Annotated in this window: 13 protein-coding genes; 8 read left to right on the forward strand and 5 right to left on the reverse strand. The window is 63.6% G+C overall.

Features of this window, described 5'->3' with window-relative positions; all coding sequences use genetic code 11:
• Positions 1-60: 60 nt before the first annotated feature.
• The 4 genes from QF046_RS14800 to QF046_RS14815 are packed head-to-tail and all read left to right on the forward strand — an operon-like array spanning position 61 to position 2,552.
• On the forward strand, positions 61-597 hold the full coding sequence (locus QF046_RS14800) for a type IV toxin-antitoxin system AbiEi family antitoxin domain-containing protein (RefSeq protein WP_307371230.1): 537 nt from the start codon (positions 61-63) through the stop codon (positions 595-597).
• Positions 594-953, forward strand: coding sequence for a hypothetical protein (locus QF046_RS14805; RefSeq protein WP_307371232.1), 360 nt, complete (start codon positions 594-596; stop codon positions 951-953). The genes QF046_RS14800 and QF046_RS14805 overlap by 4 nt, the downstream gene beginning before the upstream one ends.
• Positions 950-1,498, forward strand: coding sequence for a nucleotidyl transferase AbiEii/AbiGii toxin family protein (locus tag QF046_RS14810; RefSeq protein ID WP_307371233.1), 549 nt, complete (start codon positions 950-952; stop codon positions 1,496-1,498). The genes QF046_RS14805 and QF046_RS14810 overlap by 4 nt, the downstream gene beginning before the upstream one ends.
• Before the next feature lie 22 nt (positions 1,499-1,520).
• Positions 1,521-2,552: a hypothetical protein gene (locus QF046_RS14815; RefSeq protein ID WP_307371235.1), complete on the forward strand. Its 1,032-nt coding sequence runs from the start codon at positions 1,521-1,523 to the stop codon at positions 2,550-2,552.
• A gap of 225 nt (positions 2,553-2,777) precedes the next feature.
• Here the strand turns inward: QF046_RS14815 and QF046_RS14820 are convergent, their stop codons facing one another.
• From QF046_RS14820 to QF046_RS14830, 3 genes are all read right to left on the reverse strand, one after another.
• On the reverse strand, positions 2,778-5,582 hold the full coding sequence (locus tag QF046_RS14820; protein ID WP_307371238.1) for a DNA methyltransferase: 2,805 nt from the start codon (positions 5,580-5,582) through the stop codon (positions 2,778-2,780).
• Positions 5,583-6,198: 616 nt separating this feature from the next.
• Positions 6,199-6,762, reverse strand: coding sequence for an ImmA/IrrE family metallo-endopeptidase (locus QF046_RS14825; RefSeq protein WP_307371240.1), 564 nt, complete (start codon positions 6,760-6,762; stop codon positions 6,199-6,201).
• 3 nt (positions 6,763-6,765) lie between these two features.
• A complete protein-coding gene (locus QF046_RS14830; RefSeq protein ID WP_307371242.1) occupies positions 6,766-7,137 on the reverse strand; it encodes a hypothetical protein in 372 nt (123 codons plus the stop codon).
• A 135-nt stretch (positions 7,138-7,272) separates the two neighbouring features.
• Between QF046_RS14830 and QF046_RS14835 the strand changes: the two genes are divergently transcribed.
• The 4 genes from QF046_RS14835 to QF046_RS14850 all read left to right on the forward strand — a co-directional run bounded on the left by QF046_RS14835 (position 7,273) and on the right by QF046_RS14850 (position 10,324).
• The gene (locus QF046_RS14835; protein WP_307371244.1) at positions 7,273-7,440 is read left to right on the forward strand and encodes a hypothetical protein; all 168 of its coding nucleotides are present in this window, start codon (positions 7,273-7,275) and stop codon (positions 7,438-7,440) included.
• 3 nt (positions 7,441-7,443) lie between these two features.
• A complete protein-coding gene (locus QF046_RS14840) occupies positions 7,444-8,031 on the forward strand; it encodes a hypothetical protein (protein WP_307371246.1) in 588 nt (195 codons plus the stop codon).
• A 9-nt stretch (positions 8,032-8,040) separates the two neighbouring features.
• Positions 8,041-8,880, forward strand: coding sequence for a hypothetical protein (locus QF046_RS14845; RefSeq protein WP_307371249.1), 840 nt, complete (start codon positions 8,041-8,043; stop codon positions 8,878-8,880).
• A gap of 889 nt (positions 8,881-9,769) precedes the next feature.
• A complete protein-coding gene (locus QF046_RS14850; protein ID WP_307371251.1) occupies positions 9,770-10,324 on the forward strand; it encodes a hypothetical protein in 555 nt (184 codons plus the stop codon).
• Between the two features lie 229 nt (positions 10,325-10,553).
• On the opposite strand, the gene QF046_RS14855 is transcribed toward QF046_RS14850, so the two are convergent.
• Positions 10,554-13,874: an HNH endonuclease gene (locus tag QF046_RS14855; RefSeq protein ID WP_307371254.1), complete on the reverse strand. Its 3,321-nt coding sequence runs from the start codon at positions 13,872-13,874 to the stop codon at positions 10,554-10,556.
• Positions 13,875-14,465: 591 nt separating this feature from the next.
• On the reverse strand, positions 14,466-15,311 hold the full coding sequence (locus QF046_RS14860; RefSeq protein WP_307371256.1) for a hypothetical protein: 846 nt from the start codon (positions 15,309-15,311) through the stop codon (positions 14,466-14,468).
• Positions 15,312-15,396 lie beyond the last annotated feature (85 nt).

Consider the following 15,396-nt stretch of genomic DNA (forward strand, 5'->3'; position numbering starts at 1 on the left):
CATTAAATCCCTCCTGTCAAGAGAGTACCGTTTTTGGTACGGTATTAGCGAGGAGGCGTGATGGCGACCTATCGGCAGGACCTGTGGGAGATCGCTGCATCCCGCAACGGTGTGGTGACTATCTCGGATGCGGAGGATGCGGGCGTTCCTCCCGTCGAGGTACGCAAGCTCGCTGCCCGAGGCGCACTCCGGGGGTACGGGCAAGGTGTTTACACGCACCGTGACGTGCCGATGACACCGTTGACCGAGCCGACGATAGCTGTCGCTCTCGCCGGCGCCGGGGCGTTCCTGCATCGTGAGTCCGTGCTGCATCTGTTCGGGCTCGGGCAGTTCAACCCGCCAAAAGTGCGCGTCGGTACGCGACGTCGGGTGCGGCGTGCTCTGCCGGAGTGGATGGACCTGGAGAACCGACCTGATGTGCCCGACTCGGACCTCACCCGCTACGAAGGCATCCCCGCAACGACCGTCCAACGGGCCTTGAAGGACATGCAGCATCGAATGCCACCCGACCGGTGGGAGGCGCTAGTCGATGCAGCACAGCGGCGCGAACTCGTCGGAGAACAGCACGACGCCATAGGACGAGTGACGTCGACATGAGTAACGTGACTCCGCCGCTGAACGTCACTCAGCGCAACGACCGGCTCGCGAAGGTTGCCAGCGAGCTGGGCATCCCCGTCGCGCGTGCGCGGATGATGCTCTGCACGTTGATCGTCTCGCAGATGCTCCCCGACGCTGTCGCGGTCAAGGGCGGGATGGGTGTCAAGCTGCGCTTCGGCGAACGCGGCACGCGCGCCACTTCCGACCTCGATGCATCCGAGGTGAAGAGTTTGAACAGGCGTTCCGGGCGCGGCTGGCGCAGGGATGGGGCACCGTACCCGCGTCGAAGGGAGAACTGCGACGCAACCCGGCCGCACCCGGCCGTGTGGCGTTCACTGCGACGGTGCGCGCCGTGAAGCTCCACGACCCTGGGCTCGACCGTCCCGAGTACGTGATGCACCCGTACCGGGTGTCGATAGCGTTCCTCGGCGCTGCTTGGGGCGCGCTCGATGTCGAGGTGTCCGACCCCGAGATAGATTCCCACGCGCACGCGCGGAAGGAGATCGACGGGGAACTCGTGAAGTTCGGTGCTCAGTTCGGCTTCGGCGACCTGCAGCCGGTCGAATTGGTCGAGCTGGAGTACCAGATCGCGCAGAAGCTCCACGCCGTGACCGACCCCGCCTATGTGCGGGCGCACGACCTCGTCGACCTGCAACTCCTCTGGAACGCCAGCCCCGACCTGGCCAACCTGCAGCGCCTGTGTATGCGCACCTTTGACTGGCGACGGCAGCAGGCCTGGCCGCCACTGCCGATATGCCCGATGGACGGCTGGGAGCTCGCTTATGCAGACGCGCGCGCCGAAACCGAGGTCAACGGCAAGACGCCGGTGCTTGCGGATGTCGGATCAGCACGCGACTGGCTCGGTCAGATCATCGAGACAATATCCAGTACTGAGACATGAATGACGACGAGGCTCTGGCCGCATGAACGCGACAGCAGCAGATCGGTTCTGGCGCAACGATGATGCCGACGCACGGACATGGGAGGCCGGCATCAGTCCGGCTGAATGGCGTCGGCTTTGCCGGGGTTCCTACCAGCGCAAAGCCAGCGAATTGGTCGAGACATTTGACGAGCTGGTCCTGGTCACGCATGAGGAATCGCGTTCGAGTGGGTTCATACAAGACCCGCCATACGACACGCTGACCCATACGTGGGTAGCAGCGCGTGGTACAGATTATGCTCCTGCGAGCACGTGGAATCTCGAACCCGGCGCCGCTCGTGAGATCGTCGTTGATCTCGTGCCCACGCCTCTCAACCCGCACGATCCGTTTGCGGTCGCCGTTGAGTGGGAGGGCAAGAAGCTTGGCAACCTCTCGCGCGGCTATGCAGCACACGCGCACCGGAAGCTCCGGATTCTCAACCTCACGGGGTACCGGACTACGACGGCAGCCGTCGTGCGGGCGTTCTACCGTGAAGAGATCGGCGAGGCGACTCCCGAAGGCTTCGTCGCCATCCCGACCTTCAAGAGACTCGATAGCTTCCTCCCACCGTTCGAGATCATCGTCGAGACGTTCCGCCCGCTCTGGGATGCTCTGAGTAGTCAGATCAAGCAGAAGATCATCGAAGACGAGTACCACCTGTCGGAGCGGACCATCAGGGCCGTTCTGAAGGCAGGGCTCGAGTTCCCAGAACTCGTTCTTCATCCGAAGACTGAACTGCACAACTTCCCAGTGGAGTTCGACTACGTCCTCCGAGACGTCCGTCAAGCGGACGTGAGAGCTCGGCGTGCAGTACGAGAAGCCGAGAAGGCCGCTCAGTGGAAGAAGGACTGTGACGCGGTGACCGAACTCGTCGCGGCCGGCCTGGCCAGGAACCAGATGCGCGAGAAGCTTGGGCTCTCGGAGAATCGCCTTCGAACGATCCTGGTCGAGACCGGCCAGAACAGCGCAGTCGCCCGCACGCGCGCTGACGGAGGACGGGCAGGCGAGGGGCGTACTCGGGCCAGTGCTACTTGACGGAACCGTCGTGTGCACGGCTGTCGGTCATTGCTGGTGTGTTGGACGGCACAAGCATGGCAGCGGCGAAGTTGGGGTGCGTGCTGGGGTCGGTTGCCGACGTACGGGAAGGCGGACGGAGAGGAGTCACGTCGGAGTGCTCTACGACAGCTTGGCAACGCACCATGTGCTCGGGCTGCCCGCATTCCGCGCGCCCGAGCGCGTGCAGACTGATGACTCGGAGGGTCAGCGACGGCGGCGTACCGGCGTGGGGATCAGCAGCTGTTCGGTGGCGTCGCGGCGTGTGTAGGCGTCGATGAGGAAGCTCAGCCGCTCTGCGTTATCGGTGAACCGGCGCCGTGTCCCGAACGCGCGATCCACGACAGCATCAAGGTTCCGGTGCGCGTCCAGAAGGTTCCCGGGCATCGCGTTGGGGTCGTACAGGTCTGCCAATGTCGCGCCGGGGTAGTCGGCTCGGGCGTCGGATACTGCGCGCCAGACGTCGGAAAGCTTCGTCGTCGTGGCGTTGTCAGGCGTCGGCCAGGGGATCGGGAAGTACGCCAAGGCAGGGGCAATGGAGTAGCGAGACTCCAGTCGGCCCGCGAACGTCTCAATCCAGGCCATGAACATCGATGATTGGAGGAGCGCCGCGTGCCAAGGCAGGGCACCGGGAAAGATGATGAGCTTATTCCCGGCGATCACGTCGGGTGAGTAGAAGCGGCCGGGGATCCAGGTGCGGTTCTCGGACGACACTTCCGGGAGTGCGAAAAACGTCGTGTCCGGCTGCCGGTCCTGCGTGAACAGGCCCGGTCGGTCTGCGAACTCACGCACAGAAGCCGTCGGTGATCCGGCGCGCGCCGCTCGGACTCCCGCAAGCCTGTCACGCAGCACCCTAGACCCGCGCATGTCCGCCGGGTCAGCGTTCCTGAGCCACAGGCACCAGCGCTTTGGCATGCCTTGCAGCATGTCCTGCCCCTGGACGAACTGGCGCAGGTACCGCTTAGCTTGCTCGTCCGCCTCAGCCTCCGGCATCTGCTCCTCGGTGACGATCAGATGTCCACCATCCGTGGGCTGGCTGCCCTTGTGAGAGTTCGGCATCCCGATGGTGCCGGGGCGCGTGAGCTTGGCGGGAACAATGCTCGCGCCGTCGGCGAGGTAGAAGTTCAGTTGCTGGACGGGGCGCTCGATGGGCTCACCGGCGATGTGGTCGTAAGTGAACAGGCGCGGTTTCCGTCCCACCCGGGCGCTGGGTGAGAATCCGACGACGACGCAGTGCACTGCTGCCGCTCCCGGTGCCTCCGAGGTCCAACGGAACGTACGGTGTGCGAAATCGACGGTGAAGCCGTTGCGGTCCAGCAGAGGTACCATCGTGCGAGCCTGCTCACCCTGGGTGATCGAGTTCGTAGAGACGAACGCCGCCCGAGCACCCTTCGTGCCGCGGAGAGTGGTCATCGCCTTGGCATACCAGCACGCCACATAGTCCAGACGCCCGGTGCGCAAACCCTGCGCATCGACGGCTGCGAACGTGAGGCGATTGTCGGCCTGCTGCTCGGGCGTCATCCGGTTCATGCCGATGAATGGAGGATTTCCCATGATGTGCAAGTCATCGCTCGGCTCGATGACATCAGCCCAGTCCATGCGCAGGGCGTTTCCGACGACGATGCTCTTGATCTTGTTCAACGGCAGGGGATCCGGGGCCGCCCCGAGGGCGAGTTCCATCGCCTGGTTCGCCTGGTGCTCGACCAGGTGCAGTGCCGTCGCGGCGATCTGCGCGGGCCATTCCTCCAACTCGATGCCGTGGAAGCTCGACAGCCTGACGCCCAGGTCGTCCTCTGTGAAAAACATGGAGCGTGCAGTCTCGCCGGTCAGTTCCTGGATCCGCACCAGCACATCGAGGTCGAGGGCGCGCATCTCGCGATACGCGACGACGAGGAAGTTGCCGCAGCCGCATGCGGGGTCGAGAAACTGCATCCGAGCCATATCCATCCGCAGCTTCTTTAGCGTCTTCGTGTCGCGATAGCCGTCCGTGAATCGCTGCCGCAGGTCATCGAGGAACATCGGTCGGATGACCTTCAGGATGTTCGTCTCGGTCGTGTAGTGCTCACCCAGGTCGCGGCGGGCCGCCTTGTCCTTGACTGCTTGGAATAGGCTGCCGAAGATCGCCGGGCTGATCGCCGACCAGTTGAACAGCGCCGCGTCGATCAGCCGCTTGCGCATCCCCGTATCGAACGACGGGATGGACAACGGCTCCTCGAAGATACCGCCGTTGACGTATGGGAACCGGGCGATCAGCTCATCCAAATTGGACTGCCGTCGCATAGGGGCGCGACCCATCACCTGATAGAGCAGCGAGAGCTGGGGACCGAGGTCGGAGCCATCCTCCGCGGTGCGGGTCTCCAGGAACTCCAGGAACAGATCCTTGTCCCACACGCCAGCGTCGTCGGCGTACAGCGCGAAGAGAGTGCGGACGAGGAACACGCTCGCCTCATGGTCGGAGTATCCAGAGCCCTCCAACGCCTCGTAAAGACCGGCCATAAGCTTGGCGGCCTTGATCGACGCGGTTTCCTGTTCCTTCGACCCAAAAGAGCGCTGCCCATACCCGGCGAAGAACGCCAGCCTGTCCGCATGCTCACGGAAGTCTTCCAGGTCGAACTCGACGGCGATCGTGTCACGGGCATCATTAAGGTCGATCAGACGGAACCTGCGGAAGTCGCTAGTGAGCACCCACCGCGGCATCTCGGGGTCGGGAAGGTGGTGAATGTAGTCGAGCGCCTGCTGCTCGGCGGCGCTGAGATCCATGCCCGCCGACTTCATCTCGATCAGCGCTAACCCGGGAATGAGGGCATCGATGTAGCCGCGGGACCCGGTGGAGGCGCGCTTCACCCGCCGCTCATAGAACGCCGCCCGCGTCTCCGTGATCCCGTACACAGCGAGCAGGTCGCGCACGAACGATTGAGCCTGCTGCCGCTCGTCCCCGGGTTCGTCCCCCCAGTCACGACTCAGCTTCGCCGCGCGGGTCCGGATCTCATTCAGCGACAATGACTTGGCCACACCGCAAACCTACCGGCCGCGTGCGATCTTCACGCCTCTCACCACGGTTCGATAGGCGGCGACCGTCGAAAGGTCGCAGCGCCTAGCTCCCGGCCAGGCAGCGGCCCGCCGTTGTCGCTGGGGGCGATTCTCTCGGGGGGACACTGCGTCGGCAAGTCTTGACACAGCCAACAATTCAGTGGCCAGTTCTGTCGGTGTCGACCGTGCGCCCCAAAACCGGTATGCGGACTCTGCTTTCCTGCAGACACCGCAGCTTCGTGCGCGTCGGATACCCCGCCGACACTTGAGCGCCTTTGTCGCCGAGCCAACTATTTCAATCGTGTGGTGGATTCCTGACAGGGTAGACATCGACGTGCCCACCGTAGACGACCCTTGCCAGCCATGCCGGCTGAAGGCGCCGGAGGATGCGTTCGATAGCCTTCCACCGCTCGTTCGGAATCCCTGGATGGGCATTGCACTCTAGCGGGACGGCACTGCGGTTCCGATCCCCAAACGGGCGCTGCCCGCGAGTGGGGCCGGTGCGTACGCGCGGGACTTCCAATCGCGTGCTGCGCCTTGCAGCAGCGGGCCGCGTGCATTCGGCGCTCGGAGGAGGGGCCGAATCCGAGCAGGCAAGCTACGCGGTCCTGCTCCACTTGCGGCGGCTGCGCTCGCGGATCGCGTAGCCTCCCGACATTCTCATGCGCCAGCTCGCCATCTCCACACTGACCTGAAATCGGGTGGCGACGACGTCGGCAGTGATGCCTCGAATGACGGCGACCTTGGCCTTCTCTTGTGGAACCAGCAAGGCGCCAGCAAGTTCGGCGGCTTCTTTCTCCTGCGCTTTGCTCGCGCCGCCGCAAGTGTTGTCCTCACCTGTCCACGCAGGTGATGGATCGTGCTCGGCTTCGAAGTGCGCGACTTCATGCGTGAGGTCGGAGCGGATGCGCTCGGCGCTGCGTTCCGGGTTGTAAATCACGAGGCTGCGCCGCCCATCTCGTAGGAGCGCGGCAGACCAGACGTGCGGTTTCTCTTCGAGGAATCGGCGCATCGCCGCCTCATCGGCGGTGAACTCGCGGAGCGATATGAACGGGATGCCGTTCTCGTTCGACCAGCGAAAAGGATCGAAGGGATGATCATCGGTGAGGTGGAAGTCCTTCCGCACCTCCTTTGCAAGCCTTCCGAGCGCAGCTTTGTTCATCGATCAGCTCGACTTCCTTGTCTGACGGAAGTAATCAAGACCGGATTGAAGTATCGACTCGAGGTGTTGTTTGTCCTGCTCGTCGAGGTCGCTGCGTGCGCGCAGGAGCGCATTGATCGACGATCCAAGCTCCGGCTCTTCTCGGTTCGCGAGTTCGTCGGCATCTACCAGGAACTGGTCAGCAGGGATTCTTAGCCATCGAACGATGCGCGCAAACGCGTCCAGATCGGGTCGCTGGTCGTTTCGAAGCCTGGTGAGTAGCGAAGGACTAACGCCGATCTGGCCGGCCGCCTGTCGCCATGAGATCTCGTCTGCTTTGACTCGAGTTTCGAGCGTGCTCGCGAGGCTGGTGACGTCGATGACTGTGTCTGGCATGAGGCTCCCATCTCTGGATCGACCTGCGATCCACGCCTCTAGCGTATCGCGCCGACGCCTCATTGTTTTGCAACTGGAACAGTGTGTTACTCTTGAAGCATTGTTTTGCTACTAGAACACCTTCGGGAGGAAGTTTTGGCAAAGAACACTGGCAAGGGGTATCGGCAGGGTGCCGTGACTGGTCGCTCGCAGTCGTACAACTCGAAGACCAGGACGCACACGAAGCGGGACACGTCCACCGGTCGCTTCATGGACGGCAAGAGCGACGGCACGCCCTTCAAGGGCGTGCGGCGAGAGGGCTAACTGATGGAGATCGGACTCGGAGCGTTCATCAAGTTCGCCAACGCCAGCCAGCGAGCACGCCCCCGGCTTGCTCGTCTAATCGCGGAGCAGTCGCGCGGGGAGTACGACCCGGCGACGGACTTCTGGCGGCCGATGCGCCAGGCGATCAGTCGTGATCGGAAGACCACCCGGGACGGCGACGCGCTTCGCCAGGTCACTCAGGCTGCCCCGGAGCGCCGTCGTCCGAGTTATGCCGAGATCAGTGATCGCTGGGGCGGGGTCGCGACGCGCTGGTCGGGTGCCGGTCACGTCGCGTCGCATGCCTCGCGCATCGATGTCGGCGGGCTCAAGATCCGAGTCAATCCTCTGTTCTCCGAGGGATGGGCTGACGGCCATGCCGAATCGGCTTACGTTTGGTTCAACAAGGAGGAGCTACACGACGACACGCTCGAAGGCGTCCGCCATCTCCTGACGCGCGACGGCCATGAGGCGCACCTAGAGCCGGTCTTCATCGACGTCCGACGAGCTCTCGCGGTGTCCGCCGCGCCGATCAACGGCATCGACGAGTGGCTCGACGATCTGGGCGGCGAGTTTCGTCGCCTCGCCGAGTAGGGGGCATCTATGGAGGAGGCAAAGAGTCGCGCGACCGGCGCCGTCTGGGATGCCGAGGACTTCGCTGCGCTCAGCTCTGGGGAGCGCAGCGCTCTCCGAGACACGCTCGTCTGCACGGCGTGTGGGGCTGATGCGTACTTCATTCGCGAGGCACGCAATGGTCGCCGGGCCTGCTTCGGCGCACGTCCGCACCGCGACGATTGCGAACTAGCCTCGTTCGTCACGGAGGACGGTGGCGGTGCCCCGCTGGACGAGGTCGACGAGCTGATCAACGCCGGCGACGCGTTCCGAATTGACCCGAATCGTGCTCGTACGATCAAGCACGTTCGCCACGATCCCTTCGCCCCAGCAACGAGCGGCGGTTCCGCCGTTCGCTATGTTCGACGTGGACGAGGCAACGTACGCCAGTCGTCGATGGGCATCGGTAGACTTCTCCGCCAGCTTGTCTTGCGTGAGCCGTTCCGGCGTAGCCGCACCCTCTTGACCATGTCCGACGGCTCACGCCAGACCGTGCGATCCGGCTGCGTGCATCTCTCCGAGATCGAGGACAAACACAGCAATCGCCTTCGGGTGTACTGGGGCACGATTCGCTTCCCCAAGCCGAAGGAGGATGGTGGTGCGTGGCTCAACACAGGCTGGAGATCGCCAACCATCGTCATCGGAGAGGACGAGCTGACGACGCTCCTGGAGCGAGCAGGGTTGGAAGACCTCGACGATCTATCCGGCGCGTTCTTCGCGTTCATGGGCAAGCTACGACAGGCCGCGAGCGGTAAGCAATACTTCTTCATCAATCAGAACGTTGACTGGGTTGCCGTTCGTCCGTTCGTCGATGACGAAGACCTCAACTGATCTGGAGGTCGGTCCGATCCCTATCTGTGCGGTGCGCGTTGAGCGGGCGGCTTCGCGAACTACAGCTCAGGCGCGGTCGCCGCGCTCGACACGACCGCGCAGGCCGGTCCTACCTTGACGCACCTCGCCAAAGTGGTAGGAAACGACAGCGGCCATCGTGACGGCTCCGGCGAAGGCAGCGAGGAGCTCACCGGTGGATCGGACGAGTCGCCGTAGCAGAAGCACCCCGGCGATCGCATTAACAGCGCTCCAGCCCACGTTCACCAGTGGCGACTACGCTCCGCTGCCGGGAGGATCACTGAATGGACTCGGGAACGGCCTGACCTGCACCCCGCTCACCCCGTGCGGCACCGCGTTCACCACAAGCGCCCCGCCGAGCGCGGCTCGCAATACCGATCCAATCGACATGCGCACACCATACGCCGCGACATGGCCTGACCTGGCCCAGCTCGATCCTCAAAACGGGCGCCGATCATAGCACCGGCCGCTGCGGGTACCTGGGGGGTTGCTCTGGGCTTGGCGCGTGAGCGGGCCGCTCGGTTTCTGCCGCGGGGATGCGGCGAGGATAGCGGCGGGTGGCCACGGAGGGCAGGTGTCAGAAGATATGTGCCCAGCACGTGGCAAGGAATGCCACTCGCCGGCGCTGGAGTTCGCCGTAGACGGTCGCGCGGGACACGTTGAACAACTCGGCGATCTGTATTCCATACCGCCGAGCGTGCTACCCGCTACTCGCAGATATGCACCCGTGATGATCCCTATCTGAGCGACGTTTGGTGGAGGCTCCTCGACGTGGGATAGCGATTTCTATCCGGACGGCTGAGCGAAGTGGGTCTCGGCGCTCTCACGCGCGTAGTCCGCCAATACAGCGCTGCCAGCTACGCTTGCCCATATGGACTTCTGGACGTGGACGGACCAGCACGGAGTAGGCCTCACCGCGATTGCCACCGTCGCTCTCGTGTTGGCCACGGTGGCAACGCTTTGGGTCGCTGGCAATGACTCGCGACGGCGCAACCGACCGATGGTCTCCGGAAGCTTCGTGTTCGGCGCAAACAGCCCCGACACGATCCTGCTCCGCATCAAGAACTACGGACCTACGCGCGCGGAAGATGTCATCGTCACCTTCGAGCCACCGCTTCCCGACGACGCCACCACGGAGCTGGTTCGCAAACGGTACGAACAGCCGCTCGGTGTCATCAATCCTGGTGAGACGCTCGAAAACGCTTGGTACCTCGCGAAATTCTCCGGCAGCGACTTCGTCGGCAATCACTACGCGTATCCCGACGAGGTCACGCTCCGCATCACATATCGGGGTGTGCTTTGGATGCGACGAGAGGATGTCACCCGTCTCAATGTCGCGACACACCTACACACGTCGGATACTGTCTCATCGTCCTCCATGCTCGGCAGTATCCGGCGCATCGCAGGAGCGCTTGAAAAGAAGTAGTAGGCGCGGATCGGTACGCCGGCGCGAAGGGCATCCTTCTACGCGCAGTCGCGCGCTTCCGAACCTGCGTCGTGAGGTCTTGCCGTAGCTGGGGCGATGCGGGCCGTTCGACTATGCGCCGCCCGCCGCATCTCTCGCCGCGGTGTGCGCGACGAGGCACGCGGAGTGTGCGGGTGAGGGCGCGGGGGCTTGCGGGCCTTCGCCGGCACGCTCGATGGGCGAGTATCGGTTAGCCCACGTCCCAGTTGTCATCCCGCGCGACCTTTGCAAGCGGCGGCAACTGGGCGCCCTTCTTCGTAGCCAGCACGCTGATCGCGCTTTCTACGATCTGCACCGGCCACAGCTCGGGGGTCGACATCACCTCGTCCACACGAGACGCTGTTAATGCCTCGAGCTTCACGGTCGGCGGCAGTTCCTCCAGTGTTGCACCGCGGACGATGTCCACTCTCACTGTTCGACGTGGACGGACGGCCGCGAACAGCTGAGTGGGATCGATTCCTGCCGCCGCGACGTCTGCGAGCGACCGCTCGAGCTGTTTGTCGATCCATCCTGTGGGCTCGGTACTCACGGCTCGTAGTAGCCAAAGGACACGCCCAGTGGTACGAATCGTTCCGATGCGCACTGCCTCGTCCAACGGGAGCCGTCGTCCTCGCGAGACGCCATGACCGGTGACAAGTGCATCGCTAACCGCCGAATACTGCGTCGGAGACATCGCGCCCACCGACTGTTCGAGTTGCGTTATGGACTCGATCAGGACGTCCTGACGCGCATGCGAGAGGAGGCCGACGACGCGGAGGTCACGCTCAGTGTCGGTAGCCGCGGTCCGTAACACGTCCAGCCACCATGGTGCGTCGTCGGAGCGCGTGCGGAAGGAGTGTTCGGCGCGAAGTGCAATGTTCAGGTGCGGATTGGAGGTCACGCGAGCAAGGTCGGCCGTCGACGGGAGCGAGGAAACCGCACGCCTGAGCACCCATCCATCGCCCCAGACACCAGCGACGGCAGCCAGCGAGTCGACCTCTTCCACCGTCGTCTTCCCCAGAAACAAGCGAGCGGCATGCGCCGCGCCCAAAAGGTCGTGTTGGTCGCGACGAGCCCGCGGAAGGCTCGCTCTGTTGTTGGTGACGATCGCGGCCGCGTACTGACTCAGCAACGCGACCGGTGTTGCTTCTGCGGCTGCGGCGACTACACCATGGTTCTGTTCGCGAAGCACGAGCTTGAGAATGCGGTCGTCACCGCCGTCGTAACCCCCGCTGAGGAGCAGGTGGGTGAGCGGCGCTTGTCCCTGCGCAGCCACTTCGAGCCCCGCGGCAAGCCGCGCGCTCTTGGCCGGATCGAGCGAATGTAGTGCTTGAAGGGTCGCTGCAACCTCGATCCACGATTCGCTAGGCGTATAGCGCTCCCACCACCACGCGACCAGATCATCGTCGCCCGTAGCGTGGCGGTACAGGCTTGAAGCGACTGATCGAACCGGACCGTCGCCTTTCTCCAGCCGCTGTCTCAGGTAGGCGACTGCTTCGGCGCGTCCGGCGCGGTCAGCGAACTGCAGCGGGATGTGCGTTCCGTCGAGCAGCCCCAACTCCCCGAGCGTCACCCCCGATCCATCAAGAATGAATCTAACGACTTTCTCCACTACAGCCGACGACTGCGACTGATAGACGCGATCCGTCAGCGTCAGCACCGCTGTGGCGCGAGCCAGTGGATGTGGGGCGACGGAATGCTCAGCAGACCTGAAGTTGTCATGCAGCGAACGGACCTCGCCCTTGGTGAACATGCCCACAAAGAAGCGCGTCACGTTCGTCCAGTAGGCGCGAGACAGCAGCGCAGTCGCACCGTCATCCCGGGAATCACCGACACCTCGGGATGTCAGGTTCTCGAACAGGTGCCAGGCGGCAAAATACTCGCGCAGCGACTGGACTTCGAACTCGAACTTTTCTTCACGCTCCACCAAACACAGTACCCGCGATGTGATGGCTGAGTAGATGGCGTCCGCGAGCACCTGTGCGTCCGGTTGTCCTTCCAGTCGGACGCGTAGGACTCGCCGCAATTCGTCTTGGCCGATGCCACCCTCTAGCGCGCCTAGCTCAGTTTGCGAGTGCAGGTACCAGCCGAGGTAAGCGTGCGTATCGATCAGCACGTTGCGGTGCTGGGCGAGAAGTGGTTCCTTGTTCTCCGCCTGTTCCCGGTCGAGAAAGGACTCGAGGTAGTTGCGAAAGAGCTCGGTGCGCTGCTCGGGGAGGAGTTGGCGTCTGTGGAGAAGGTTCAGCAGGATGGCCAGCTGCATCGGCGACGAGGCAAGCTCCTGGATATGAGGGAGGTGCTCGTTGTCGTGGAACGCCGCCGTCAGTCGGTCCGCAGGGCCTGGTTCGAGCGTGTTGACGTCGATCCACCTGGCGAGATACTGCCGGCGTAGCCCGGAGGTGAGCGGTAGCACTTGGAGAACCGTGAACGTGCCTGAGGCGGTAAGCGCGTTCAGTGAGCTGCCGGGACGGGTAGTGACGAGCACGACGAGGTTCGCCGCCAGTGATTCGAGCCGGTCGCGGGCCCGAGCTATCTCGGTGGTTACCTCGTCTCGGTCCTCTACGTTTGGGATCTCGTCTAGCCCGTCCAGAGCCAAGAGCACCGGTTCTGTGGCGAACATCAGCTCGAAGTCTTCGGCTGTGAACTCGTGGGTTCCGGTGTGCCGGGTTATATCGCTGAGGAGATACCATTCGAGCTCGGTGCGCGCCTCCGACTTGTCCTTGCCCTGCTCGGCGGCGCGTTCCTGCTGCGCGCGCCTCCATTGGGCGTACCGACGCAGGTCTAGGCGGAGAGGAATACGCGCCAGACCGGAATTGCGAATAAGGCCGCTGTCGTGAGCGTCGTAAGCTCCTTTGCCGAGCCGGCGCGCCCGGTAGTACTGAGCTACGTACTGCAGAATGGTTGATTTGCCTTGCCCGGGACCGCCCACCAGGACGGCGTTCTCTTTCCACTCCGGGTGCAGCAGTACTTGAGCAGCTCCGGCGACTAGGAGCGTCCGTCGTCGGTCCGCCGGCAGCGGATCGCCCGGGTGCACGCGAGAGATCTGACTAATCAATGCAGCAACGCGACTGTCTGCCCGGCAGCCGAGCGGAACGTCCACGAACATCGCATCGACGTGCGCTTTCAACTCAGCCTGCTGGAACTGGACGAAGTCCTCAGCACCGTACCGGTCTGCCATGTACGCGCGAATCGCCGGGCTGAAGCGTGCTCGCTTGTCCTGTTGACGCACGTGCTGGGCTTTCATCTGCTCGAGTTGCGCCACGGTGAAGTGACTGCCGTTATCGGAGTCGATGAGGGTGTGATGGGTAGGACAGAGGAGGATGAGGTTTTCAGCGCTGTCGACATCCTCGTAGTGGGGGTCGTAACGCGGACCACGAATCCGGCCGGAGCGAATGTGCGCCTGCTCGCCCACGACAACGCTGCCGTCTCCGTCTCCGGCGGCCATGGTGAGCGGCTGAACGCACAGAGAGTAGGCGCAGACATTGTGCGATGTGCCCCACAGCACCTTCTGTGTCGCCACCGTGATAGTCATCAGAACCTCCGTCGCCATCTTGTCAGAGCTGAGTGCTGGCCCGTGCGTCGGCTGCAACGCAGCACGCGGTCGTCGACAGGGAGGCCCACGCACCCAACCGCACGCGGGCTCCATTAGCGGGACGCATGCGTGCGCGCGGCGAGCCCTACTCAGCGGCCCCAGTGTCGGTGCGATGCGCTGACGGCGAACTGGAGCTGTATCACCAACTGTGGGGTGATCCGCTGTCCGAAGACGAGCTCACCCCCACTCGAGGGTGCCCCGTACCGACCTTCCACGGATCCGCCGCCGATCTTGCCGCGGTTGCTGGCGCACTCACCACATTGTTGGGCACCCACCTCAGCGCCCAGGATAGAGATGTCCCGGGGACCCACCTCGTCGCCCTTCCCCTCGCAGGCGATGGCCCGCGGCACCGGTTCGTCGCGGCAATTCCGCCAGGTCAGTAACCTCCTAGGCGCGGGCGAACAACCCTCGATCGGCACTAGGGAAGCCAAGAGAGTTGGCGAGCTAGAGGATGTGAGCGACCGCTTCCTCGGCAGGCAAGCATCGAACGAACGCGAGGGAGTCCTCCTGCGATCGCCAACGCCGCGGTGTTCAGTCGGGTGAAGCGGATGGCATCCCATCCAGGACCGCCATCGCCCGGTTGCTCTCAAGTCTCAATGACTCGATCTCGTCCGCGGATGCACCCGTGACTATTCGCTCCGAGAGCTTGGCTGCTAGCTTGTCGACCGCTTCTATCCCGACGCCGTAAATTTGCTCAAGCTCCGCTGTGTCCCGCATTATGCGCTCCCACTGTGCGTCGAGTGCGGGTCGTTCGCGCTGGATTCGACCCGAGGCCGCCGTGACGGCGCCTTGAACGAGGTCGGCGCGCTCGTAAGCAGATAGACCAGGCAGCTTGCTCGCGAGCGTCTCTGCAAAGCGCTTGAGACTGCGCTCCATCAGCAGGTGGTCGGCGTGCCCCATCAGTGCGTCGAGACGCCGCGATCGATTCTCCCGCCGGCCGACACGAAGCTGGTCGGCAAGGTGCAGTGCCTTGCGGTGAAGGCGCCGGAGTTGTCCCCAAGGTAGACGCGCCTGCATCACCCAGACGATGTCAGCCAACAGCGTCGTCGTCACCGCTGCCAGCGGGATCATGAAAACCGCGAGTAGCGCTAGAACGATGACTGCGACCGCAGCCAGGTGTGCGGGATAGTCCGGCGAGCCGAAAAGAATGAACCACAGGGCCCCGATTTCGACCGCCGCCATGGCGATGCCCAGCACCGCGAACAGGACACCCCACCGAGCCCGGCGAAACCGTCGGGAGAACTCGTCTTTCGAGCGACTCACTCGCTGCGCGACGAGCCTCGCCTCCAGGACCAACGGAATTGCGAGTACTGGAATGATCTGCGCCACAGCGCCCCAAAAGGCAGGATCTCCGGCGGAGCTTGGATCATTCGTCACCTCCGCAGGATACTGTCCTGCGGGAGTGCGTCTGCTTCCACCCCGGGTAGCTCGCGTTCAGAGTCCTTCGCTCGACTACGGGTTG

The organism is Microbacterium sp. W4I4 (assembly GCF_030816235.1).
Taxonomy (GTDB): domain Bacteria; phylum Actinomycetota; class Actinomycetes; order Actinomycetales; family Microbacteriaceae; genus Microbacterium.